The following is a 22,035-nucleotide window of genomic DNA, read 5'->3' as shown; positions in this document are numbered from 1 at the left end:
CGCCACGCTCAGGGACCGGCAGCAAGCGTGAGCTCGACCCGTACCGGGCGGTGGTCCGAAGCCGTGGTGGGCAGGACCTGGGCGTGGTGGGCGTGGAGGGTGGGGGAGGCCAGGACGTAGTCGATGCGGGCCGTGGGGGTGCGGGCTTCGTGGGTGAAGCCGGAGCCGTGTCCGGCCAGGGGCCAGGTGTCCCGCAAGCGGCGGGTCAGGGTGGTGATCTCCTCGCTGTCCGGGGTGGTGTTGAGGTCGCCCACCAGGACCGTGGGGCGGCGGGAGGCGTCCACGAGGTCATTGATCGCGGCCACCTGCGCCAGCCGCTCGCCCCGGGAGAGGAACTCCAGATGCGTGGTCAGGAAACGCAGCCTGGTGCCGCGTACCGCGATGTCCGCCGCCAGCAGGCCGCGCTGCTCGCCTTCCGGGGAGCGCGGCAGGGGGGTGTTGCGCGGGTCCAGGAGGGGGAAGCGGGACAGGATCGCCGTTCCGTACCGGCGGCGCGGGTCGCCGGGGCGTCGCGGGTCGAGGTCGAGGTTCGCGCCGTAGGCCAGGTGCAGGTCCAGGCGGCCCGCGAGCCATGCCGCCTGGTCGACGTGGCCGCTGCGCGCGGACCAGTGCCGGTCCACCTCCTGAAGGCCGATCACGTCGGCCCCCGCATCCTGGACGACCCGCGCGATCCGCTCCAGGTCCAGGACCTCGTCCGGGTCCGCGCCGTGGTGGATGTTGAAGGTCACCACCGTCAGTTCACGGCCGGGCTCCGCCGCCCGGGACACCGGCGTCACTCCCTTCGCCACCAGAGCCGTCACCACCCTTCACATGCAGCTGCTGCCATGACGCGGGGTACACCGACACCTCCGTATCACACCGGGCGCAGGACACCGGGGAGCACCTCCGAGGGGCGGTCGGGGCGGGTCTGCCACGGCAGGGGGCCGCTCTCGCGCCGGTACTCGGCACCCACCGCGTCCAGCCGCCCCAGCCGGCGCTCCAGCCGGCCGCGGAACTCCTCGTACCGGCGCTCGTCCGTGCTCCACAGCGCCTCGGCCGGCGCGCACAGGCGGGGGAACGCGAAGTAGCCGACGGTCCGCGGCGAGTCCATGTGCTCGGTCCGGATGCCGGCCTGCCCGCCCAGGACGTACGCCCGTTCGGCGCCGGTCAGCTCGGGCGGCACCGGGGCGAAGCCGTACATCGTCTCCACCGTCACCCGCGCGCCGAGCCGCCGTACGAACCAGGAGTCGTACCAGATCGCGGTGGAGAGCAGCGTGTGCGGTACGGCGGTCAGCCGGCCGTCCTTGTCCTTGACGAGTTCGGTACGTTGGCCGGCCGCACGTCCGCCACCGGCTTGCCGCTCTCGGCGAGCGGTACGGGCGGCCGGCCCGGGCGGGGCCGGGGCGCGGTCACAGGGTGACCACCGTCGCGGTGCGCCGGGCCCGTTCGGCGGCCCACACCACCTGATGGGAGACGAAGCTGTCGTGCGCGTCGGTGAGGATGAGGGAGCGGTCCTCGGTGCGGACCGCGTCGAGGAAGGCGTCCATGAGCGCTTCGTCGCCCCCGCCGTGCCCGTCGGCGGCGGTGCCGTCCTCACCGGTCCCGGTGTCGATCACGGTGACGGTGTCGGTGGTGAAGTCGTGCACGCGCAGCCGCACCCCGTCCCCCTCCACCCAGCCGCGGGTGCCGAAGACCCGGGTCTTGCGGTGCTCGGCGGCGGTGAAGGCGGTCATGGTGAACGAGACGGTGGCGCCGGAGGGGAACTCCATCGTCACCACCTGATGGTCGACCACGTCGTTGCCGCCGGAGTACACGCACCTGCCGTACGGGCTGGTGCGCAGCGCGGCGAGCACGCCTTCCTCGGTGTGCTCGGTGGTGACGACCGAGAGCGGCCAGTGCCGGGCGGCCGGGTCGTCGAGGCAGCCGGTGTAGAGGCGCTTGGCCGAGTAGGGGCACTGCGCTTCGACACCGCAGTCGAGGCAGTTGTCCGCCGCCCCGGCCGGCTTGTTCTCCGGGGTGAAGTGGAGCAGCGAGCCGAACGACGCGACGCGGGCCGGGGCCTCGCCCATCACATGGATCAGCCAGTCGATGTCGTGGCACGATTTCTGGAGCAGCATGGGCGACGACTCGGCCTCGTTGCGCCAGTTGCCCCGCACGAAGGAGTGCGCCTGATGCCACCAGCCGACCGGCTCCAGGTGCTCGATGCTCGCGACGGCGCCGATCCGGCCCGAGTCGATGAGGTCCTTCAGCGCCTTGGTGTAGGCGGTGTAGCGCAGCACATGGCAGACCGCGAGCATCACCCCCGCCTTCCGCACCGCCTCGACGATCCGGGCGCTGTCCCGCTCGGTCGGCGCCATCGGCTTCTCCAGCACGAGGTGATAGCCCGACTCGGCGAAGGCGACGGCGGGTTCGGCGTGCATCGAGTCCTGCGTCGCCACGACCGCCGCGTCCGCGACGCGACCCAGGGCGGCGAGCCCACGCCAGTCGTGGAAGACCCGGGCGGGGTCGACACCGAACTCGGCGGCCGCCGCCTCACGCACCTCGGCGCGTGGTTCGGCGAGCCCGACGATCCGCGCGCGTCCCTCCCGTACGGCCCGGCGGGCGTAGATCATTCCCCGCATTCCCGCGCCGGCGACGACGAGCGTCACCGGTCCTGCCGGCCTCTGTGGCACGTCCTGCACCATCCCCCCTGGCGGTGGGCGAATAATTAATGCGGTGATGATTAATAATTGCCGCGAGTGGCGTCAAGGGGATGGACGTGGATATCGACGAGCGGGGTGAGTGAAGTGCCGGTGATTGCGGTCATCTGCCCGGAATATTCCTGGTCGTGGGAGTAAAGGTCCAGTTCGGGGGCGCGGCCGGGACGAGGCCGGCCGCCGGACCGGCGGCACTAATATCGCTTCGCACGATCGAGAATCCGGGCCAGGGGTGTGGGATGAACGAACTCGCGGTGACGATCAAGGGAACCGACCCGGCGCTGCTCCGCCGGATCCGGGCCCTCGCGGTGCTCGGCACCCTGCGCAGGGCCGGACCGCTCGCGCTGACACCGCTCGCCTCGCAGTCCGGCCTCTCCCGCCCCGTGACGCAGACCGTCGTCGACGAACTCGTGGCCACCGGCTGGATCGACACGGCCCCCGACGACACCGCCGCCGACACCGTCCGCTCGGTGGGGCGCCCGGCCCGGCTCTTCCGGTTCCGCAGCGAGGCCGGACATGTCGCGGGCATCGACATCGGCGCGCACAGCGTCTCGGCCGTCGTCTGCGACCTCGACGGCACCCTCCGCGCCCGGTCCAGGGCCACCGTCTCCCCGGGCGACCGCGCCGACGCCCGGCTGAAGGCCGCCCGCGCGGCGATCGCGAAGGCGGCGCAGGACGCCGGTGTCGAGCCCCGCGAGCTGTGGAGCGTCGGGCTCGCCACGACCGGCGTGGTCGACCACTCCGGCCGGGTCGTCAAGTCCGTCGCCCTGCCCGAATGGGCGGGCCTCGATCTCGGCGCCGCGTTCGCCGACACCGTCCCCGGCCCCCTCCGCGTCGAGAACGACTGCCGGGCCGCCGCCCTCGCCGAGCGCTGGCAGGGCGCCGCCCAGGGCACGGACGACCTCGTCTACATCCACGCCGGACTGCGCACCGGCGCCGGAGTCCTGGTCGGCGGCAGGCCCCTGCGCGGATACAGCGGCGCGGCGGGCGAGATCGGGGCGATGAGCGCCCTGGGCTGGGCCGAGGCCCCGATGCACCTCATCGGCCTGCCCGGCCTGGAAGCCGGGATCGCACCGGAGGACGTCGCGGAACGGGTGTTCGCCCGCGCCCGGGCCGGCGATCCCCTCGCCCAGGCGGCGGTCGAGCGGTTCTCCACCGCGCTGGCCCAGGGCATCGTGGCCCTGTGCCTGACCTTCGATCCGCAGCTCGTCGTGCTCGGCGGCGGCATCTCCCGCTCCGCCGACATCGTGCTCGGCCACATCACCCGGGAACTGGCACGCGTCTGCATCCGCGTGCCGGACGTCGTGGCCTCCGCCCTGGACCGCGAGGCCGTCGTGCTCGGAGCGGTGCGGATCGCCCTGGACATGGTCGACGAACGGTTCTTCGACCCCCGCGTGGCCGAGCCGCTCGCCCCGCCTCCGGCACGGAGGTGAGCGGGGCGGCGCCGAGGAACCCCGGGGTCTCTCCTCCGGGGCGGCGGAGCGGCTCAGCCGAAGAGGGGGAAGCGGTCCGCGTCCGCGCCGAGCCGCTCCCGCTCGGCGGCCGTCAGCGCCGCCCGGCCGGTGGCGGCGCGGGCATAGTGCTCGTCACTCCACTCCACGGGCACCGGACGGCCCGACAAGCCGTCCAGGACGGTCCGTACGCAGGCCAGCGCGTCCTCGGCGGGCGGCGCGGCCGACGGAAGGTGCGCCACGAGATCGAGGTGGTGGACGGTCGCCTCGACGGCGAGCGTCGTCACCAGATCGCCGGCGGTGAGCACATGGCCCTGGGTGGCGACGAGCGAGGCGGGATCGGCCCGCCCGGCCGCGGTCACGGCGGCCGCGTTGGTCTCCAGGTAGAGGCCGCGCAACTGATCGAAGACCAGGAACATGCTCGCGCACACCCTGTTGTACCTGCGGCCGTTCGCCGCCCCCACGGTGTCCGGCCGCCAGTCGGCCCAGTAGGTGGTGGCATCGCGGTCCACCGGTCCCTTCGCCGGCGTGTGCAGGGCCACCAGCCCCCGCTGCGCGTCGGCGACGCAGTGGAAGACGAGATCCCGCACGGTCCAGCCGACGCACCCGCTCGGCAGCCAGGACTCCTCCTCGTCGAGCGACGTCACCACGCGCGCGAACGCGCCGTACGCGGACCTCAGCACGCCGACCGGTTCAACCACTGCGCCCTCCCGTCACTTGCCGCCGCCACCGTGCCGTGCAGTGCCGTGCCGTAGCGTCCCGCACTCGGCTCGGCGGCCCGCCGACTCGTCTGCCCGGCGGGGCAATCCTGCCATCGTGCGCGGCGTGAGGAGGCGCCGCGCGGGCACCTGGGTGTCATGAACGCGTTGAGCAAGCGGCCGCAGCAGACACCGGACTCACCACCGACGGGCCCGCAGCCGCCGTGCGGCCACCCCCGCCGGGGGAGGTGAGCATGCTCTTCCTGGTCGTCGCGCTGCTCCTCCTCGGCGCCCTGGTGGGAGCGGCCGCCTACCTCCCCTGGCCCGTCGCCCTGATTCTCGGAGCGGTCATCCTCGTCTGGCTCGCGGTCTTCACCGTGCGCGAGCGCAAGCGCCGGCACGACACGAGGAGGGTCCGGGCATGAGGCTGACCGCACCTCCCTCCCGTGCGACGGGCCGTCGGGACACCGAGGGCATGGCGGTGGCCTCCTTCGTGCTCGGCCTCGTCGGACTGCTCGTCCTCAACATCGTCCTTGGCCCGATCGCGATCGTCCTGGCCCTCGTCGCGCTCCGGCGCGACACACCCCGCCGCTACCGCGCCCTGCTCGGACTGGGCCTGGGCATCGCCGACTTGGTGGTACTGGGCATCCTGGCCTCCGTGCACGGATCGGCGCCCTGGTCGGTGTGGGGCGGCTGAAGATATCGGCTGACGGAAATCGGCTGACCGACAGCGGCTGACCGACAGCGGCTGACCGGAAGCGGGCAAGACGCCATAGGGTACGGCCGCCCGCACCGGCTCAGCCGAGTCCTTCCCCGAGCGCGGATGTCGCGTTCGAGGTCGGGAAGGCAGCCGGGCAGCGCATCCGCCGGGCCGCGGACACGGACGCCGCCCAATGCGGCCGGCAGCAGCAAGGACTGAGCCCGGCCCAGCACCAGCACCCCCCGAACACCCCGGCACCTCCACGGTGACCGGGGTGTCGGCGTTGTGGGCGCGCGCCACCGCTCCAGCACGAAGCAGGGCCCCGCACCGCGCGCAGCACGTGCGCCACTCCCGGGCGGGGATCGGCGCGCCGTCCTCCATCCGGTGACGCAATGGCGTGCTGCCGGATGTCCGAGGCCCGCTCGACGACGCTCAGCCGCAGCGGGTACCAGCCCGCCCCCATTCCCGCCTCCGCCCCCGAGTGGACATGGTGTCTCGCGGACGTTCCCCCGTACGGTCGGCGGAGTACATGAGGGCATTTCAGGCATAAGGCGCGTCTGCCCCGCCCCTGTTCGAGGTCGGCTCCATCGGATGAGGGCGCCTCCGGTCCGACGGGCGTGACAAACCGGGCTACGCAGCGTCGGCATCGGCATACCGCAGAAGACGTAGTCGCCTACGCACCGGCGGAACAGACAGGCCACTAGAGAGCGGTTACCAGCGAAACGCATTGGACGCGAGGCCGAGTTGGCCGGGTACGGCCTCTTGCGCGACGCGCGACGGCTCTGCGGGGCGAGCGCGTCGACGGAGGGCGGGACGCGCCGCGCAACCTCCGTGGCCTGCGCCCTCGGTGGCCGCCGACGGGCCGCTCCGTGGCGCGCGGACCGGCGTACCACCGCCGCGCGGCGGATCCGAAAGTACGCGGGAGTTGCTGAAAATCGTCCCTGGACGGGGCCTGAGCCGAGGATTCCGGGGGTCCGGGGTGGCCGAAATGTCACCCGGTGACGCCCATCACGTGCACCGGGGTCCTGTTTACCGCCGTAAGCCTGCGGTAGTCGCTCTTCCAGGCGATGCTCGGTCAATCTTGATCAATCGCGAACGAACCCAACCATTCACCAAACAAGGGTGATTTCATGCCCAACGGCATACTCTGCACAGCTGGTTACGTACCGCCGAAAGTGGTGGCCAACGAGAAGATCGGTGCCTGGACCGGAGCGAGCGAGCGGTGGATCGAGGAGCGCACCGGGATCCTGGAGCGGCGCTACGCACCCGACGGCATGTCCACCTCCGACCTCGCGGTGGGCGCCGCGGCCCGGTTGCTGGAGGAGACGCCCGCCGCCGGTGAGGTCGACGCGCTGGTGGTGGCCACCACCACCCCGGACCAACCGCAGCCCGCGACGGCCGTGTTCGTGCAGGCCCGGCTCGGACTCGCCGGCATCCCGGCGTTCGACGTGAACGCGGTCTGCTCGGGTTTCCTGTACGGCCTGGACCTGGCCGACGCGCTGCTGTGCGCGCACCGCAACTGGCGCAGCGTCCTCGTGATCGGCTCCGACACCTACTCGACCATCATGGACCGGGCGGACCGCAGGACCGTCAGCCTCTTCGGCGACGGCGCGGGCGCCGCTCTGGTCGGGCGCGTCCCGGACGGCTACGGCATCCACGCCACCGCGCTCATCGCGGACGGCACTACCAGTGACTTCGTCCGCGTCGAGGGCGGGGGATCGCGCCGCCCGGCGACCACCCTGGACGACCCGGACGAGCTCTTCTTCCGGATGAACGGGCGGGCCGTCAAGGAATGGGCGCTCCAGCACGTGCCCAAGGCCGTGCACCAGGCGCTCGACGAGGCCGGCCTGTCGGTCGACGACATCGACCGGGCCGTCTTCCACCAGGGCAACCTGCGGCTGGTGCACGCCCTCGGCGACGCCCTCGGCATCGACCGCGGCAAGCTCGCCTGCACCGCGCAGCGGTACGGCAACACCGCGGCCGCCTCCATCCCGCTGACGCTCAGCGAGAGCCACCACAACCAGCCGCTCACCCGCGGCGAGCACGTCCTGATGGCCTCCGTGGGCGGCGGGATGACAGCCGGCGCGTCCGTCATGACCTGGTACTGAGCGCCTCGCCGAGCGACTGGACCCCCGCTCGACGAGCCCCGACCACAACGAACAAATCCGCCCGACCGACAAATCCGCCCGACCCACGAAACCCCCACGCGAGGAGAGAGAAGACATGCTTCCCACCGTCAGCCACGGCGACGGCGTCTGGCTCCACGACACCGACGGGCGCGCCTACCTGGACGGCTGCTCCGGAGCCATCAACACCAACCTCGGCCACGGCGTACGGGAGATCACCTCCCGGATGCACGAACAGCTCGACGCGGTGTGCTTCGCCTACCGCACCCAGTTCACCTCGCAGCCGCTGACCGAACTGTCCCGGCTGCTGACCGACCTCGCGCCCGGCTCGCTCGGCCATGTGCAGTACGCCAACTCCGGTTCGGAGGCCGTCGAGACGGCACTGCGGCTGGCGACCCTCTACCACGCCGAGGCGTTCCGCCCCTTCCAGTGCGCCATCCTGACCGAGGAGCCGAGCTACCACGGCATGACGGCCGGCGCGCTCGCCGCCTCCGGGCACCCGGTCCGCAAGCACGGCCTGAACCCGCTGCTCGCCAACCAGTCCACGGTCGCCAAGGTCCGCCCCCGCGACGGCGAACTGCGCGCCGACGTCGAGCAGTGGGAACGCGCCATCGAGGAGATCCAGCCGCACAACCTGGGAGCCGTCATCATCGAACCGGTGGGCGGCGCCTCCTCCGGGGCGGTCCCGGCCGATCCGGCGGTGCTCCGGCGGCTGCGTGAACTCGCCGACCGGCACGGCTTCCTGCTCGTGGCCGACGAGGTGATGAGCGGCCTGGGCCGTACCGGCACCTGGTTCGGCTGCGACCACGCCGGAGTGGTGCCCGACGTCATGGTGCTCGGCAAGGGCATCGCCGCCGGGTACGCGCCGCTGTCCGCCGTACTGGTACGCGACGAGATCGCCACCGCGTTCGACCGGCCGCTCAGCCGCGTCCTGTTCGGGCACACCATGGCGGGCGCGCCGCTGGCCGCCGCGGCCGGACTGGCCACCGTGGAGTACCTGATCGCCCACGACATCCCCGCCCGGGCCGACCGCTCCGGCCGCCACCTGCGCGCCCTGCTGGAAGGGCTCGCCGCCCGCCACCCGGTGGTGCGCGACGTGCGCGGCCTCGGCCTGCAGCTCGCGCTCGGCCTGCACGCCGACCCCGACCGCACCCCCGGCACCTCGCTCGACCTCGTGGCCGCCGCCCGCGCCGAGGGACTGCTGCTGTACCCCACCGGCATCGACGCCCGCACCGAGTCCGTCATGGTCGCCCCGCCGCTGACCAGCACCGACGCGGAGCTGGAGGAACTGGCGCTGCGCCTGGACCGCAGCCTGAGCAGGCTCACCCCGGCCCCCGCCACCCAGGCCGACCGACTGGTCGCCGCCACCCACTGACAGCCCCGCCCGGAAGACCCGGAAGACCCGGAAGCCCCAAGACCCAGAGACCCACACGGACACGAACCGAAAGGAACACTGATGCTGCACCACTTCACCGATCCCGAGCTGCGCGGGCGCTACGCCGACCTCGCCGCCCGTACGGTCGCCGAGCGGGCCGAGAACTGCCGCACCAAGGGCGTACTGGACCGCGAGTCCTGGCAGGAGATCAGCGACGCGGGGATCTGGCGGCTGGCCGTGGACCGGCGCTGGGGCGGTGACGGCGGCTCGTGGTGGGACTTCACCGCGGCCTTCGAGGGAGTCGCCGCGGGCGGCCGCGACCTCGGCTTCTCGCTGTCCATGGTGGCGCAGGCGGGCCTCATCCGCTCCCTGCTGACCTACGGCAGCGACGAGCAGAAGGAGTACTGGGTGCCCCGGCTGATGGCGGGCGAGGTCGGCGCGACGGCCCTCACCGAGACCACCGGAGGCTCCGACGTCACCCGCGGCCGGACCTCGGCCGTGCGCGACGGCGACGTGTACCGGCTCACCGGGCACAAGGACCACATCACCAACGGACCGGCGGCCGACATGGCCCTGGTGCTGGGCCGCATACCCGAGGTCGGCGACCGCGACATCACCCTGTTCATGATCGACCTGCACGACGAGGGCGTCACCCAGGGCGAGCCGGAGAACATGATCGGCAACCGGACCAGCCCGACCGGGCCGATCGCCTTCGACGACGTGCGGGTCGAGGCGCGCAACATCGTCGGCACCATCGGCCGCGGTGTCGAGGCCATCTACAACACCATCGCCCTGGACCGCCTGCTCTACGGCGTGCTGGCCGCCGCCTACCTGGACCCGCACCTGGACGAGGTCCTCGACTACGCCCGCAAGCGGCACGCGTTCAAGGTGCCGATCGCCGACCACCAGTACGTCCAGGGCCGGATCACCGACGCCAAGTTCGCCATCGAGGCCACCCGGTACGTCTCCTACGGCGCGCTGGACTCCCTGCTGCGCGGCGAGGAGCAGGCATCCCTGCTGTGCTCCGTGGCCAAGTACCACGCCGGCGAGACGTTGCGGCTGGGCACCGAGACGGCCCTGCGGGTGTACGGCCACCTCGGCTACATGGAGGGCCCGGCCGCGCGCGCCCTGCAGGACGCGCTGGGCACCCTCATCGCCGGCGGCACCGCCGAGATGCAGCGCAAGAACGTCTTCAACCAGATGCGGCGGCTGGCCCCGGCCGCCTGACGCCCGACCGACGAGAGGCAGTCATGTCCGAGATGCTCACCGCGCCCCGACCCGTGTTCGACTCCCTGGTCGGCACCTGTGCCACCCGCCGGCACGTCGTCGGTCCCCGCGACCTGGCGACCGCCTGGGACAACGACGTCGAGGTGCTGGCCACCCCGGTCCTGCTGTGGCTCAGTGAGGTCACCGCCATGGACGTGCTGGGCGACCACCTCGGCGCGGCCTGGATGACCGTGGGACTCAACCACGACTCCGCGCACGTGGCGCCCACGCCGGCCGGTGAGGAGATCACCGTCACCGCCACGCTGACCGAGGCCGACGGCAAGCTGCTCACCTTCGCGGTGGAGGCCCGGGACAGCGAGGCCGTCATCCTGCGCGGGATGCACGGCCGGGCCGTGATCAACCGGGAGAAGTTCCTGACCAAGCTCGCCGAACGCGGCGCGTGACCCGACCGCCGGGGCCGTGGGTCGTGGGGCGTCCGCCGGGGGCACCCCACCCCCGGCCGGCCCCCGGCCCGCCCTCCCCGCACGAAAGGACCCTTCCGTGCCCCGACTCGTCCTGGGCAACGTGACGAGCGAGTACATGTTCGCCTGCCCGCTCTCCGACTTCAGCTCTCAGGGAGCCCACAAGCAGCACGCCATCTCCACCCGTACCGCGTGGCTGCTGGAGAACGGCGACGCGATGCTCTCCCACCGCCGCCCCACCCCGGACTTCCTCGCCTACCTCACCGACCACCTCGGCCTCGACGCCGCCACCCTGACCCTGCTCGCCCCGGCCGGCCCGCCCGAGGGAACGTTTCTCGACGCCCGCACCGCCCTGGCCGAGCCCCTGGTCACCCGCCTCGCGGAGATCGTCGGCCCCGACTGGACGCTGACGCCGTACCTGTACGACCGGACCGTCGCCGCCCTGGCCGGCCGGCTCGGGCTGGACGGCGCCCCCGGCGGGGCGTTCTTCGCGCAGGGCGGCAGCGACTTCTTCAACAGCAAGTCGTTCTTCCGGGCCTGGGCGACCGGCACCGGGGTCCCGGTCGCGCACGGACAGGTGTGCCGCAGCCGCACCGCCACCGCCGAGGCCGTCCTCGCCCTGCTGCACCGCACCGGCTCCGTCATCGTCAAACAGGACTTCAGCGCCAGCGGGTACGGCAACGTGCTGTTCACCACCGATCCTGACGTGGCCCCGATCGGCGCGAGCGTCAAGCACGTGACGCCCCGGCGCCCCGCGCGCGTCGACATCGAACAGGCCCTGACGGCGCACTTCCCCGTCGTCGGGCACATCCGCGACTTCCCTGCCGGACTGCGCCCCGGCGAAGCGGTCGTCGAGGTCTACCACCCGCACAGCCGCACCCTGTACAGCGAGCTGTACGTGCCCGAGCCGCCGGAGGCACCGGCCCTGCTCGACCACGGCGACATGCGCATGGAACCGATCTGGAACGGCTTCGCCGTACCGCCCGTCGACCTGGACGCCGGGGCGGAGCGGACGATGACCGACTGGTCCCTCACCATGGCCGGCACCCTCCAGCTGCTCGGCTACCGGGGCTACCTGAACTGCGACTCCATCGTCACCCCGTCCGGCGAAGTGCTGTTCAGCGAGGTCAACGCCCGGATCGGCGGCTGCACCCATGTGCACGCGGCGGCCCGGCGGCTGCTCGGGGACGACTACCAGAGCCGGTTCACCCTGCTGACCCGCAACGACCTGCCCGTCCTGGACTTCGCCAAGCTGGCGCTGACCATCGAACACGATCCCCGGCTGCGCCCCGACGGGGAGACCGGCGCCGTCGTCCTCGTGGACGACAGCCCGTACACCGGGACCGTCGAGTACCTCGTCCACGGACCTGACCCGCGGACCGCGGCGGCCACGGAAGACCTGCTGCGCCGCACCGCGGAGACTCTCTGACGGCCCACGGCCCGTATCACCGACCGCTCGCCGCGCCGCCGTCGCGCGCGTGCCCACCGGGCCGCGCGCGGCGGCGGCGCGCTCACTGGGTGCCGGGGGCCGCCGCCCGCTCCCGCTGCGCCTGCCGCATGCGCCGCACCTTGGCGATGCTGCCGCAGGCCCGCCCGGTCTCGTTGGCGTACATGCTGCACCAGGCGCGGGTGTTGTTGCGGGACTGGTCGTAGAAGACCCAGCGGCAGTCCGGGCATGCCTTGAGCCGGTTCCAGCGTCCGGCGAGCACCAGCTGGACGGCATCGCGCAGGACGACGTCGACCGGCCCGGAGGGTCCTTCCAGCCGCAGCTCGTCCTCGCCGACGCGCACGGTCTGCGGGCGGCGGGCGAGCCAGTCGTCCAGCCGCCCGCTGGCGTGGTCGGTCACGTCCGCGCGCAGATCGTCACGCAGCCGCCGCAGGTCCGGCAGCTCGTCCGGGCGCGGCCGGGGGACATGGGCCAGCGCCTGCGACCACGCCTGTGCCGAGCCCGCGAGGTCCGGCAGCGTCTCGGTCTCCTCCCGCGTGTCGTTCGGGATCAGCCAGGTGTTCAGGAACGCCCGCATCTCCTCCACCTGCGGACCCACCACGGTCGCCCCAGCTTGTTTACCCATCCGTACAGCTTAGCCGGTAACAGTGGTTTGCCACCCCCTGGTCCCGGTTACCGTTAAAAACTATGAGTGGTAACGCAACGATGGCCGCGGCGTCAGCGCCGGCCCCCACCTACCGAGACGTCCTGCGCCGCGACGGCGCCACCGCCTGGTACAGCGCGATGGCGCTCATTCGCCTGCCCGTCGCCATGGCCCCACTGGCACTGGTGTTCCTCGGGCACAGCACCGGATCGTTCTCGGCCGGCGGTGTGCTGGCCGCGGCCCATGCCATCGGGGAAGCGGCCGGCGCCCCGGTGATGGGCCGCAGGTTCGACAAGAAGCCCTTCCTCGGCCAGCTGCGCGTGGCGCTGGCCGCCGAGGCGGCCGCCTTCACCGGGCTCGCCGTCCTCGCCGGCCATGTCCCGCTGCTGCTGCTCATCGCCCTCGCGTTCACCGCCGGGGGCATCGCGGCCGGGGTGCCCGGCGGGATGCGGGCCCAGCTCTCCAGCACCACGCCCGAGCCGCTGCGCCCGGCCGCGCTGAGCCTGGAGAGCGCCCTGAACCAGGCGGTGTGGGCCAGCGGCCCGGTGCTCGCCTCGCTGCTGTCCACCCAGGCGTCCCCGCGGATCGCGCTGCTGGTGATGACGGTCGCCTCCGCGGCCCCCCTCGCGTTCGCCACGCGCATCCGGCACACTCCGGTGGGCGGCGAGGACGGCGACGACGCGCCCGCCTCCACCCTCACCGCGGTCCGCCTCGCCTGGCCGACCGTGGTCCTGGCCGCCGCCATCATGTTCCTGGTCGGCGCCATGGACGTGGCCCTGCCCCCGCGCCTGCAGGAGACCGGCCACCCGCTCGCCCTGACCGGCATCGTCACCGGCGCCTTCGCCCTGGCCAGCATCGCGGCCGGACTCGCCTACGGCCGCCGCACCTGGCCCGGCTCCGCGGCCGCCCAGACCCTGCTCCTGCTGCCCGCCATGACCGTCGCGCTCACCGTCAGCGCCGCCACCGGCCACCTGACGGGCATCTTCGGCGCCTTCCTGCTCGGCGGCCTGTTCTACAGCCCGCTGATGATCATCCGGAACCTCGCCATGCAGCGCCGGCTCCCGCAGAACGTCTGGGCCACCGGCTTCTCCCTGCTGTACGCCGCCGGCGGCCTCGGCTACGGCGCCGCCGCACTCCTGACGGCCGCCCTGATCCGGGCCACCACCCCGACCGTCACCATCGTCACCTGTACAGTGGTGACCACCCTCATCGGCCTGATCGCCGGCCTCGGCGAACGCGAACGCCACCCCGGCGCGGAGGACCCCGCCCCCCGGTCGGAGTCCGTGGAGCCGCACGCCTCGCGCCAGTGACTCAGCGCACCGGCACGGCGGGAAGCCCGGCCGCCTCCCCGCGCCGGCCGGCGGCCGCCCACCGCGCCGCCGGCCCCATCGCGTACGACGCCCCCAGGGTGAGTGCTGCCAGCAGGAACCACCCGGCGACACCCCACTCCACGATCACCGCGGTGAGCACCAGCGGGCCCAGGGTGCGGGCGACGGTGGTGCCCGTACCGAAGAAGCCCTGGTACTCACCGATCCGGCCGGCCGGGGCCAGTGCGAAGGACAGCTGCCACGCACCCGCCGACTGCCCCATCTCCGCCGCCACCTGGCACACCGCGCCCAGGACCAGGAGGCCCGCCGCCGCTCCCGGGGAGGCCCCCGCGGACAGCGCGAACACGGCACATCCGGCGCCCATCACCCAGCCCGAGCGGCGTATCGCGGACGTGGCGCCGCCCAGCCCGGTGACGCCGCGTGCCGCGCGCACCTGGAACACGGTCACCGCGGCGGTGTTCAGGACGAACAGCGCCGACACCAGCCAGGCGGGGGCCGAGGTCCGTTCGGTGATCCACAGCGGCAGGACCAGGCTGAGCAGCGGCAGCCGGAGCAGGAGCACGGTGTTCAGCAGCGCCACCACCGCGTAGGGCCGGTCCCGCAGCACCGCGAGCCGGCCGTGCGGCACCGGCACGGGCACCGGTCGTGGCAACCGCAGCAGGAGCGCCGCGCAGCCCAGGAAACTCACGGCGTCGGCCGCGAACACGGCGAGGTACGCCTGCCGGGTCCCGGCGTGCAGGGCGAGCCCGCCGAGCCCGGCGCCGGCCGCCAGACCGGCGTTGAGCGTGGCCTGCAACCCGGCCAGGAGCCCGGTGCGTCGCCCCGCGGGCACCAGTCCCGCCAGCAGCGCCTGACGGGCCGCCGCGAACCCCGACTGCGCGGACGCGTACACGCAGGCGGCCGCCATAAAGGCGAGGAGACCGTGCACCACGGTGAAGGCGGCGACGGCCAGCGCGGCCGCCACCGCGAGGGCCGCCGCGGTGCCGCGCGGCCCGTGCCGGTCGGCCAGCCGGCCCAGCGGCACCCCGGCCACCGACCCGACGGCCCATCCGACGGTCAGCCCGAGGCCCACGCGGAACGGGGAGAGACCGAGAGCCTGGGTGAAGTAGAGGGCCGAGGTGGTGTAGAAGGCGCCGTCCCCGACCGCGCTGGTCAACTGCGCCAGCGCGAGGTGGCGTCGCACGTGTGGTTCTGCCATGACCGTGACGCTAGAGGGCCGGTGGGCCACTCGACAGCGCCAATCACACACCTTCTCCCAGGCCCAATCCGGCCCAGTCCGGCGCCTCCCGGGATGGCCGTTGCCGTCCCCTCGGTCTACGACTGAGCCCCCGCCTCCTGGCTGGTGGGCCCTGGACACCGGCCCGGTCGCCTTCGCCCGCGCACCGGTACACCGCACCGGGCCGCCCCGAGCACCGCACGTTAGGCTGGCCCGCATGGCGAAACGGGGTCCCTACGAAAAGGGTGAGGCCAAGCGCAAGGAGATCCTTCAGGCCGCACTGGAGATCTTCGCGGCCGAGGGGTACCGCGGCACCTCGCTGCGGAAGGTGGCCGCCAGGTGCAACATCAGCCTGCCCGGCCTGATGCACTACTTCGACTCCAAGGAGGACCTGCTCACCCAGGTCCTGCGGATGCGCGACGAGACGGCACGCGTACGCCAGGAGCAGCGGCCCACCGGCCCGGACGTCTACCGCGAGATCATCCGGGAGGGCAGGGCCACCCCCGGCCTCGTGGAACTCTTCGTCTCCCTGGCCGCCGCGGCGAGCGACACCGAGCACCCCGCCCACGAGTACTTCGCCGAGCGTTACCCCCGGCTGCGCGAACAGGTGGCCGCCTGGCTGCGCGGCCGCACGGAAGCCGGGCAACTCCGGTCCGGCATCCCGCCGGAGCGGCTGGCGACGCTGCTCATCGCCCTCGTCGACGGCATCCAGTTGCAGTGGCTCATCGACCGCTCGGTGGACATGGAACAGCCGATCGCGGATGTGATGGCGCTGCTCGCACCGGGGGATGCGGAGCGCTGAACAGGTAGCTGGGCAGGGGGCACTGACAGCCGCCGCCCGCCGCCCGGCGCCGTTCGCATCGTGACGCGCGGGGAGCCGACAGCCCGGCCGTGCCCGGTCACCGACGTCACCGAGCAACGCCGGTGCCGCGCACGACGCGCCACCGTACGGCCGTACGGCGGTTAGCCTTCGGCCATGAGTGATCAGGTCATGGAACGTGCGGGGAACAGCGGCCCGGTCAGGGGGACCGCCGGATACGCGGAGGCGGCGGACGCGCTCGCCGTCCAGTACGAGGAAGTCACCTTCGAGGCGGTGCACGGCGCGGTGCTGGAACTGGTGCCCGCCCGCCCCGGCCGGATCCTGGACGTGGGGGCGGGTACCGGGCGCGACGCCGCCGCCCTGGCGGCCCGTGGGCACCGTGTCGTGGCCGTCGAGCCGACGGCGGAACTGCGGGCCCACGGACAGCGGATACATCCCGACAGTGCCATCGAGTGGGTCGACGACGCGCTTCCGGACCTGCCGCTGAGCCGGGGCGGGTTCGACGCGGTCTTCGCCACCGCCGTGTGGATGCACCTGGACGCCGGGGAACGCGAGCGGGCGATGGCCAGGATCGCCGCGCTCCTCGTGCCCGGCGGCCGGTTCTTCGTGAACCTGCGCCACGGCCCCGTGCCCGACGGCCGGCGCATGTTCGACGTCCCCGCCGCGGAAACGGCCGAGTCGGGCGCCGCGCACGGGCTGCGCACGGTCCACCTCGGCGAACGTCCCGACCTCCACGGCCGCGACAGCGTGCGATGGAGCTGCCTGGTGCTGGAGTCGCGGGGCGCCGCCGACCCGGCCTAGCGGGCTAACGGGCGCTGCCCAGGTCGCGGTCGCCGGCGGAGCCCTCGATCAGCAGTGTGGTCTCCTCGATCCGGCTGAACCGGCCGTCCGCGGTGAGGTCGGCGAACACGTACACCTCCATGCTCACGGCCGAGCCGTCCTTCTTCGTGATGTGGACGGTGTGCCGGTCGGCGTACTTGCCGCCGTCGTACAGCTCGTCATGGACTTCGACACGCCCGTCGGCGACGAGGGCGCGCAGGTGGGCGATGTGGTCCAGGAACTCGGCGCGGTCGGCCCACTCCCCGTCGGTGCGCTGGCGGTACTCCGGCGCGAAGTGGCGGTCGGCGGCCTCCTGGAGGCTGAGGTCGGGGTTGAAGAGCAGGTCGCAGAGAGCGGTCTCGATGCCGGTGCGGGTCATGGGGAGTCCTCCGTACGAGAGACGGTAATGCGTGCGCTGCGCACGCTTCGCCTTGACTGTAGCAGGGATCGCGTGCGCAGCGCACGCTATTCTTCTGGTCATGGAGAACGACGAGGTAGGACACGAGATCGCGGACGCGCTGGGCGTCCTGCTGCGGCGCACCACGCGTGCGCAGCTGCACAAGAAGCTCACCGAGGGCATGGGGGAGGCGGTGGACGAGCTGACGTACCCGGTGCTCAGCGCGCTCGCCCGGACCGGGCCCCGCAGCGCGGCCGACCTGGCCCCGGACGCCGGAGTGGACCGCTCCGGCGTCACCCGCCGCGCCTCCCGGCTGGAGGAGGCCGGCCTGGTGCGCCGGGAGATGGACCCCGCCGACCGGCGCGCGCACCTGCTCATCCTCACCGAGCGGGGGCGGCGGGCGGTGGCGGAACTGCGCACCCGGCTGGCCGCCCACATCATGGCGAGCCTGTCCTCGTGGCCGCCCGGCGAGGCCGAGGCGTTCGCCCGACGGCTGCGGAGCTTCGTCGACGAAGGACCGTTCGCGTAGCCGGCGTCAGAAGTGGTCGGGCCGCATGTCGAGAGTCGTGCGGTCGAGGCTCTCCAGCAAGTCGAACTGGGCTTGGGTGCGGGGGAGTTCGTACCGGAAGAAGTACCGTCCCGCCTGGCGCTTGCCCTCGTAGAAGTCGCCGTCGCGCCCGTCCGCGGCGAGCAGCTGCTCCAGCCAGATCCAGGCCAGCACGGTGTGGCCCACCGCTTCGAGATAGACCGAGGCGTTGGCGAGGGCGGCCGCGGGATCGCCGCCCGCCCACACGCGCCGGGTCACGGTCATGACCCGCTCCAGAGCGGCATCGAGCCGCCGGCCGAACGCGCCCAGCTCGGCGGCGAGTTCGCCCCGCGCGGCCGCCGCACGGGCCGTCGTCGCGGAGACGGCCGCCGCCAGCGCGCGCAGACCGGCGCCGCCGTCCGCGACGACCTTGCGGCCCAGCAGATCGAGGCCCTGGATGCCGTGCGTGCCCTCGTGGATCGGGTTGAGGCGGTTGTCGCGGTAGAACTGCTCGACGTCGTACTCGCGGGTGTAGCCGTAACCGCCGTGCACCTGGATGGCCAGGCTGTTGGCCTCCAGGCACCACTGGGAGGGCCAGCTCTTCGCGATCGGGGTGAGCACGTCCAGGAGCAGCCCGGCCCGTTCGCGCTCCGCTGCCGTCGGGGCCGTGCGCTGCTCGTCGAGCAGCCGCCCGCAGTACAGGATCAGCGCCAACGCGCCCTCCACGTACGACTTCTGCGCCAGCAGCATGCGCCGTACGTCCGCGTGCTCGATGATCGGCACCTGGGGAGCGGTGGCGTCCTTGGCGGCGACCGGGCGGCCCTGGGGGCGGGTGCGCGCGTAGTCCAGGGCGTGCAGGTAGCCGGTGTAGCCGAGCGCCGTGGCGCCGAGTCCGACGCCGATGCGGGCCTCGTTCATCATGTGGAACATGTACGACAGCCCGCGGTGCGGCTCGCCGACCAGCCGGCCGACGGCTCCGGGTGCCCCGCCGGGCCGGAAGCCGCCCTCGCCGAAGTTGAGCAGGGTGTTCGTCGTGCCCCGGTAGCCCATCTTGTGGTTGAGGCCGGCCAGCACGACGTCGTTGCGCTCCCCGAGCGTCCCGTCGGCGCCGACGAGGCGCTTGGGCACGATGAACAGCGACAGGCCCTTCACGCCGGGTGGTCCGCCGGGAATCCTGGCCAGGACCAGATGGACGATGTTCTCGGTCAGTTCGTGGTCCCCGCCCGAGATCCACATCTTGCTGCCGAACAGGCGGTAGGTGCCGTCGCCTGCCGGTTCGGCGCGGGTGCGCACATCGGCCAGCGAGGACCCGGCCTGCGGCTCCGACAGGCACATGGTGCCGGTGAAGCGGCCCTCGACCATCGGGCGCACATAGGTGTCGATCTGCTGCGCGCTGCCGTGCGCCAGCAGCAGGTTGGCGTTGCCTATGGTGAGGAAGGGATAGGCGGCCGTGCCCACGTTGGCGGCCTGGAACCAGGCGAAGCAGGCGTCGGCCACGACGCCGGGCAGTTGCAGGCCGCCGACCTCGCCGTCCATGGCGCTGCCGATCAGCCCGGCCTCGGCGAAGACCCGCAGCGCCTGCCCGACCTCGGGGATCATGTGCACCCGCGTCCCGTCGAAGCGCGGCTCCTCGGCGTCGTTCTTCTTGTTGTGCGGCGCGAAGTGCCGGGTGGCGATCGTCTCGCTCAGGTCCAGCACCGCGTCGAAGGTCTCCCGCGAGTGCTCGGCGAAACGCGGGCGCGCGGTGAGGGATTCCACGTCGAGCCACTCGTACAGCAGGAAGTCGAGATCCCGACGGGAGAGCAGGAGGGAGGCCATGGGTTCTCTTCTCGGTGTGGGGTCGTGCGGTGACCGGCGCCGATGCCGTACCTCCTCATACTAAGCAGTCGCTTATGGGCGCTGTCCAGAGGCGGCCCCCGGCGCCGGCCAGGACCCCGCGGCCGCTCAGCCGGTGCTCCGCGCAACGCCCGTACGGCGGCGGCGCCGCGCCCGTACTCGCGGTGCAGGTCCTGTGCCCGTGCGGCGGTCCCGGCCCCTGTGCCCGGGCGGCGGTCCCGCCCCGATGTCCATCACCTTCTCAGTCATGTCCTCATCCTCGGCGGGCGGCGCGCGGTGAGCGATCAGGCCGCCCGGCTCCGTGGTGCGGGGAACCGAACCCCGGTCGCGGCCCCCTCGCCTCACCGCGGCGGACGCCCCCGGCAACCCCGCCCCGCCACCGGGCGCGTCAGCGTCCCGTCAAGGCCGGACCACTCGTCGTCAGCGTCCCGTCAGGGCCTCCGCGACACCGGGCGTCGCCGGGCATACCGTCGGGTGCGAGCCCCGGCGCACCTCCCCGCGCCCGGGGCTCGCCACACCACTCGCGCCCCGCCCTCTCCGGGAGGCACCCCATGGCAGCACCCCTGTACGCGGACGATCCCGAACCCTCCGATCGGTTCCCGGCCGGACCCCTCTACGTCCCGGTCCGGCCGGGCCCCCACGGACACGCGGCCCGGCTCTTCCGCACGCCGCTCGGCGACCGTACGGCCGTCGCCTTCACCACCGTGCGCCGGCTGACCGCCACCCTCGGCCCCCAGCAGCCCTGGGTCCGCCTGGCCGAACCCGTCCTGCGCGCGCTGACCGCCCCGCTCGGCATCACCACCGTCACGGTGGACCCCCAGTTCACCGCCCCGGCCCCCATGGCGCTCACCCCCCGCGTGCCGGCGACACCCGCGCTGCGCACCGTCTGAGAGGGCCGACCCCATGACCACACTGCACGAACCCGCCCGCCTCGCCGCGCCCGCCGCCCGGTCGGTGTGGCCCGCCTCCACCACGCACTCCCCGCACGGCGACCTCGTCGTGGGCGGCGTCCCGCTCTCCGACGTCGCCGAGCGCTTCGGCACCCCCGTCTACGTCCTCGACGAGTCCGAGGTCCGCAACCGCTGCCGCGCCTACCGGGGCGCCTTCCCCGACGCCGACGTCCTGTACGCGGCCAAGGCGTTCCTGTGCCGGGCCATGGCCCACTGGACGCGCGAAGAGGGCCTCGGCCTGGACGTCTGCTCGGCCGGCGAACTCGAACTCGCCGTCGCCGCCGGCTTCCCGCCCGAGCGGATCGTGCTGCACGGCAACGCCAAGTCACCGCACGACCTGGACACCGCCCTGCGGCTGGGCGTGGGACGCGTCGTCATCGACAGCCCCTCGGAGATCGCCCGGCTGGCGGCCGCCGTCGGCCCGGGCGGGCACCAGAAGGTGATGGTCCGGGTGGTGCCCGGCATCGGCGCGGGCGGCCACGAGAAGATCCGCACCGGCACGGACGACCAGAAGTTCGGCCTGTCGATCAGCGACGGCTACGCGCAGCATGCCATCGCCCGCATACTCGGTCAGCCGCAGCTCGAACTGACCGGCCTGCACTGCCACCTGGGCTCCCAGATCACCAGCGTCCGGCCCTACCTCGTCGCCGTCCGCCGCATGACCGGTCTGATGGCCCGCCTGTCCGAGCAGTACGGCCTGACCCTGCCCGAACTGGATCTGGGCGGCGGCCACGGCATCGCCTACCGCCCCGGCGAACCGGCCCTGGACCTGGCCGAACTCGCCCGCAGGGTGCGCGCGGAACTCGCCGACGCCTGCGCCACGGCCGGACTGCCGGTACCCCGCCTGATCATCGAACCGGGCCGGGCGATCGCGGGCCCGGCGGGTATCGCGCTGTACCGCGTGCTGTCCGTCAAGCACACGGCCGGCCATGTCTTCGTCGCGGTCGACGGCGGCATGAGCGACAACCCGCGCCCGGCCCTGTACGGCGTGCGGTACGCGCCGCGCCTGATCGGCCGTCGCGGCGCGGCGGAACCGGCCCGGGTGACCGTGGTGGGACGGCACTGCGAGGCGGGCGACATCCTGGCCGCCGAGGTGGACCTGCCCGCCGACGTACGCCCCGGCGACCTGCTGGCCGTCCCCGTGGCGGGCGCGTACCACCTGTCCATGGCCTCCGGCTACAACCTGGTCGGCCGCCCGCCGGTGGTCGCCGTACGGGACGGCCGCGCCCGCCTGCTGGTGCGCCGCGAGTCCCTGGAGGACATGCGCGGCCGCGATGTGGGCCTGTGACCCACCCCGCCCTGTCGACTGCCTCCTGCCGACCTCCCGACCTCCCCTGTCG

Annotated in this window: 22 protein-coding genes; 14 read left to right on the top strand and 8 right to left on the bottom strand. The window is 73.1% G+C overall.

Annotated features, from left to right (window positions below):
• Nucleotides 1-8: 8 nt before the first annotated feature.
• From ABZ858_RS14870 to ABZ858_RS14860, 3 genes are all read right to left on the bottom strand, one after another.
• Complete coding sequence (locus tag ABZ858_RS14870) at nt 9-788, bottom strand: endonuclease/exonuclease/phosphatase family protein (protein WP_361376912.1); 780 nt, start codon at nt 786-788, stop codon at nt 9-11.
• 65 nt (nt 789-853) lie between these two features.
• A complete protein-coding gene (locus tag ABZ858_RS14865; RefSeq protein ID WP_361376909.1) occupies nt 854-1,189 on the bottom strand; it encodes a family 20 glycosylhydrolase in 336 nt (111 codons plus the stop codon).
• 199 nt (nt 1,190-1,388) lie between these two features.
• Nucleotides 1,389-2,651, bottom strand: coding sequence for a Gfo/Idh/MocA family oxidoreductase (locus tag ABZ858_RS14860; RefSeq protein ID WP_361376906.1), 1,263 nt, complete (start codon nt 2,649-2,651; stop codon nt 1,389-1,391).
• A gap of 263 nt (nt 2,652-2,914) precedes the next feature.
• Between ABZ858_RS14860 and ABZ858_RS14855 the strand changes: the two genes are divergently transcribed.
• Nucleotides 2,915-4,108 (top strand): ROK family transcriptional regulator, encoded by a 1,194-nt coding sequence (locus tag ABZ858_RS14855; RefSeq protein WP_361376903.1) that lies wholly within the window; start codon nt 2,915-2,917, stop codon nt 4,106-4,108.
• A gap of 53 nt (nt 4,109-4,161) precedes the next feature.
• On the opposite strand, the gene ABZ858_RS14850 is transcribed toward ABZ858_RS14855, so the two are convergent.
• Complete coding sequence (locus ABZ858_RS14850; RefSeq protein ID WP_361376900.1) at nt 4,162-4,827, bottom strand: maleylpyruvate isomerase N-terminal domain-containing protein; 666 nt, start codon at nt 4,825-4,827, stop codon at nt 4,162-4,164.
• Nucleotides 4,828-5,078: 251 nt separating this feature from the next.
• Here ABZ858_RS14850 and ABZ858_RS14845 point away from each other — a divergent pair, with 251 nt between their 5' ends.
• The 7 genes from ABZ858_RS14845 to ABZ858_RS14815 all read left to right on the top strand — a co-directional run bounded on the left by ABZ858_RS14845 (nt 5,079) and on the right by ABZ858_RS14815 (nt 12,142).
• A complete protein-coding gene (locus ABZ858_RS14845) occupies nt 5,079-5,249 on the top strand; it encodes a hypothetical protein (protein WP_361376897.1) in 171 nt (56 codons plus the stop codon).
• The gene (locus ABZ858_RS14840) at nt 5,246-5,521 is read left to right on the top strand and encodes a DUF4190 domain-containing protein (protein ID WP_361376894.1); all 276 of its coding nucleotides are present in this window, start codon (nt 5,246-5,248) and stop codon (nt 5,519-5,521) included. The genes ABZ858_RS14845 and ABZ858_RS14840 overlap by 4 nt, the downstream gene beginning before the upstream one ends.
• A 1,133-nt stretch (nt 5,522-6,654) precedes the next feature.
• A complete protein-coding gene (locus ABZ858_RS14835; protein WP_361376891.1) occupies nt 6,655-7,632 on the top strand; it encodes a ketoacyl-ACP synthase III in 978 nt (325 codons plus the stop codon).
• Nucleotides 7,633-7,747: 115 nt separating this feature from the next.
• The gene (locus ABZ858_RS14830) at nt 7,748-9,025 is read left to right on the top strand and encodes an aminotransferase class III-fold pyridoxal phosphate-dependent enzyme (RefSeq protein ID WP_361376888.1); all 1,278 of its coding nucleotides are present in this window, start codon (nt 7,748-7,750) and stop codon (nt 9,023-9,025) included.
• An 81-nt stretch (nt 9,026-9,106) separates the two neighbouring features.
• Nucleotides 9,107-10,252, top strand: a complete 1,146-nt coding sequence (locus ABZ858_RS14825; RefSeq protein WP_361376885.1) for an acyl-CoA dehydrogenase family protein — start codon at nt 9,107-9,109, stop codon at nt 10,250-10,252.
• A 23-nt stretch (nt 10,253-10,275) separates the two neighbouring features.
• A complete protein-coding gene (locus ABZ858_RS14820) occupies nt 10,276-10,695 on the top strand; it encodes a hypothetical protein (protein WP_361376882.1) in 420 nt (139 codons plus the stop codon).
• A gap of 97 nt (nt 10,696-10,792) precedes the next feature.
• Nucleotides 10,793-12,142, top strand: coding sequence for a hypothetical protein (locus tag ABZ858_RS14815; protein WP_361376879.1), 1,350 nt, complete (start codon nt 10,793-10,795; stop codon nt 12,140-12,142).
• Between the two features lie 82 nt (nt 12,143-12,224).
• On the opposite strand, the gene ABZ858_RS14810 is transcribed toward ABZ858_RS14815, so the two are convergent.
• Nucleotides 12,225-12,785 (bottom strand): CGNR zinc finger domain-containing protein, encoded by a 561-nt coding sequence (locus tag ABZ858_RS14810; RefSeq protein ID WP_361376876.1) that lies wholly within the window; start codon nt 12,783-12,785, stop codon nt 12,225-12,227.
• Between the two features lie 62 nt (nt 12,786-12,847).
• On the opposite strand from ABZ858_RS14810, the gene ABZ858_RS14805 reads away from it, so the two are divergent.
• On the top strand, nt 12,848-14,113 hold the full coding sequence (locus ABZ858_RS14805; RefSeq protein ID WP_361376873.1) for an MFS transporter: 1,266 nt from the start codon (nt 12,848-12,850) through the stop codon (nt 14,111-14,113).
• A gap of 1 nt (nt 14,114) precedes the next feature.
• Here ABZ858_RS14805 and ABZ858_RS14800 read toward each other — a convergent pair whose 3' ends face one another.
• Nucleotides 14,115-15,329, bottom strand: coding sequence for an MFS transporter (locus ABZ858_RS14800; RefSeq protein WP_361376870.1), 1,215 nt, complete (start codon nt 15,327-15,329; stop codon nt 14,115-14,117).
• Nucleotides 15,330-15,564: 235 nt separating this feature from the next.
• Between ABZ858_RS14800 and ABZ858_RS14795 the strand changes: the two genes are divergently transcribed.
• Both ABZ858_RS14795 and ABZ858_RS14790 read left to right on the top strand, forming a co-directional pair.
• The gene (locus ABZ858_RS14795; RefSeq protein ID WP_361376867.1) at nt 15,565-16,149 is read left to right on the top strand and encodes a TetR/AcrR family transcriptional regulator; all 585 of its coding nucleotides are present in this window, start codon (nt 15,565-15,567) and stop codon (nt 16,147-16,149) included.
• 174 nt (nt 16,150-16,323) lie between these two features.
• A complete protein-coding gene (locus ABZ858_RS14790; protein WP_361376864.1) occupies nt 16,324-16,968 on the top strand; it encodes a class I SAM-dependent methyltransferase in 645 nt (214 codons plus the stop codon).
• A gap of 4 nt (nt 16,969-16,972) precedes the next feature.
• Here ABZ858_RS14790 and ABZ858_RS14785 read toward each other — a convergent pair whose 3' ends face one another.
• Complete coding sequence (locus ABZ858_RS14785) at nt 16,973-17,365, bottom strand: nuclear transport factor 2 family protein (protein ID WP_361376861.1); 393 nt, start codon at nt 17,363-17,365, stop codon at nt 16,973-16,975.
• A gap of 100 nt (nt 17,366-17,465) precedes the next feature.
• On the opposite strand from ABZ858_RS14785, the gene ABZ858_RS14780 reads away from it, so the two are divergent.
• Nucleotides 17,466-17,912: a MarR family transcriptional regulator gene (locus ABZ858_RS14780; RefSeq protein ID WP_361376858.1), complete on the top strand. Its 447-nt coding sequence runs from the start codon at nt 17,466-17,468 to the stop codon at nt 17,910-17,912.
• Between the two features lie 6 nt (nt 17,913-17,918).
• Here ABZ858_RS14780 and ABZ858_RS14775 read toward each other — a convergent pair whose 3' ends face one another.
• Nucleotides 17,919-19,727 carry an acyl-CoA dehydrogenase gene (locus ABZ858_RS14775; protein WP_361376855.1) on the bottom strand — a complete coding sequence of 603 codons (1,809 nt, stop codon included), beginning with the start codon at nt 19,725-19,727 and terminating at the stop codon, nt 17,919-17,921.
• 569 nt (nt 19,728-20,296) lie between these two features.
• On the opposite strand from ABZ858_RS14775, the gene ABZ858_RS14770 reads away from it, so the two are divergent.
• Both ABZ858_RS14770 and lysA read left to right on the top strand, forming a co-directional pair.
• Nucleotides 20,297-20,635 carry an SAV_915 family protein gene (locus ABZ858_RS14770; RefSeq protein WP_361376852.1) on the top strand — a complete coding sequence of 113 codons (339 nt, stop codon included), beginning with the start codon at nt 20,297-20,299 and terminating at the stop codon, nt 20,633-20,635.
• 13 nt (nt 20,636-20,648) lie between these two features.
• Nucleotides 20,649-21,983 (top strand): diaminopimelate decarboxylase, encoded by a 1,335-nt coding sequence (lysA, locus tag ABZ858_RS14765; RefSeq protein ID WP_361376849.1) that lies wholly within the window; start codon nt 20,649-20,651, stop codon nt 21,981-21,983.
• The last annotated feature ends 52 nt before the right edge of the window (nt 21,984-22,035 follow it).

The sequence above is a fragment of the Streptomyces sp. NPDC047017 genome (assembly GCF_040644175.1).
Taxonomy (GTDB): Bacteria; Actinomycetota; Actinomycetes; order Streptomycetales; family Streptomycetaceae; genus Streptomyces.
The sequence above is the reverse complement of the archived record's forward strand: the minus strand, read 5'-3'. Positions and strand labels throughout refer to the sequence as shown.

Excerpts from the sequence above, each read along its gene's own strand:
- ABZ858_RS14820 (WP_361376882.1), top strand. The coding sequence starts at position 10,276 with ATGTCCGAGATGCTCACCGCGCCCCGACCCGTGTTCGACTCCCTGGTC.
- ABZ858_RS14780 (WP_361376858.1), top strand. The coding sequence starts at position 17,466 with ATGGAGAACGACGAGGTAGGACACGAGATCGCGGACGCGCTGGGCGTC.
- ABZ858_RS14785 (WP_361376861.1), bottom strand. The coding sequence starts at position 17,365 with ATGACCCGCACCGGCATCGAGACCGCTCTCTGCGACCTGCTCTTCAAC.
- ABZ858_RS14810 (WP_361376876.1), bottom strand. The coding sequence starts at position 12,785 with ATGGGTAAACAAGCTGGGGCGACCGTGGTGGGTCCGCAGGTGGAGGAG.
- ABZ858_RS14800 (WP_361376870.1), bottom strand. The coding sequence starts at position 15,329 with ATGGCAGAACCACACGTGCGACGCCACCTCGCGCTGGCGCAGTTGACC.
- ABZ858_RS14770 (WP_361376852.1), top strand. The coding sequence starts at position 20,297 with ATGGCAGCACCCCTGTACGCGGACGATCCCGAACCCTCCGATCGGTTC.
- ABZ858_RS14805 (WP_361376873.1), top strand. The coding sequence starts at position 12,848 with ATGAGTGGTAACGCAACGATGGCCGCGGCGTCAGCGCCGGCCCCCACC.
- ABZ858_RS14855 (WP_361376903.1), top strand. The coding sequence starts at position 2,915 with ATGAACGAACTCGCGGTGACGATCAAGGGAACCGACCCGGCGCTGCTC.
- ABZ858_RS14790 (WP_361376864.1), top strand. The coding sequence starts at position 16,324 with ATGAGTGATCAGGTCATGGAACGTGCGGGGAACAGCGGCCCGGTCAGG.
- ABZ858_RS14825 (WP_361376885.1), top strand. The coding sequence starts at position 9,107 with ATGCTGCACCACTTCACCGATCCCGAGCTGCGCGGGCGCTACGCCGAC.
- ABZ858_RS14835 (WP_361376891.1), top strand. The coding sequence starts at position 6,655 with ATGCCCAACGGCATACTCTGCACAGCTGGTTACGTACCGCCGAAAGTG.
- ABZ858_RS14775 (WP_361376855.1), bottom strand. The coding sequence starts at position 19,727 with ATGGCCTCCCTCCTGCTCTCCCGTCGGGATCTCGACTTCCTGCTGTAC.
- lysA (WP_361376849.1), top strand. The coding sequence starts at position 20,649 with ATGACCACACTGCACGAACCCGCCCGCCTCGCCGCGCCCGCCGCCCGG.
- ABZ858_RS14840 (WP_361376894.1), top strand. The coding sequence starts at position 5,246 with ATGAGGCTGACCGCACCTCCCTCCCGTGCGACGGGCCGTCGGGACACC.
- ABZ858_RS14830 (WP_361376888.1), top strand. The coding sequence starts at position 7,748 with ATGCTTCCCACCGTCAGCCACGGCGACGGCGTCTGGCTCCACGACACC.
- ABZ858_RS14795 (WP_361376867.1), top strand. The coding sequence starts at position 15,565 with ATGGCGAAACGGGGTCCCTACGAAAAGGGTGAGGCCAAGCGCAAGGAG.
- ABZ858_RS14845 (WP_361376897.1), top strand. The coding sequence starts at position 5,079 with ATGCTCTTCCTGGTCGTCGCGCTGCTCCTCCTCGGCGCCCTGGTGGGA.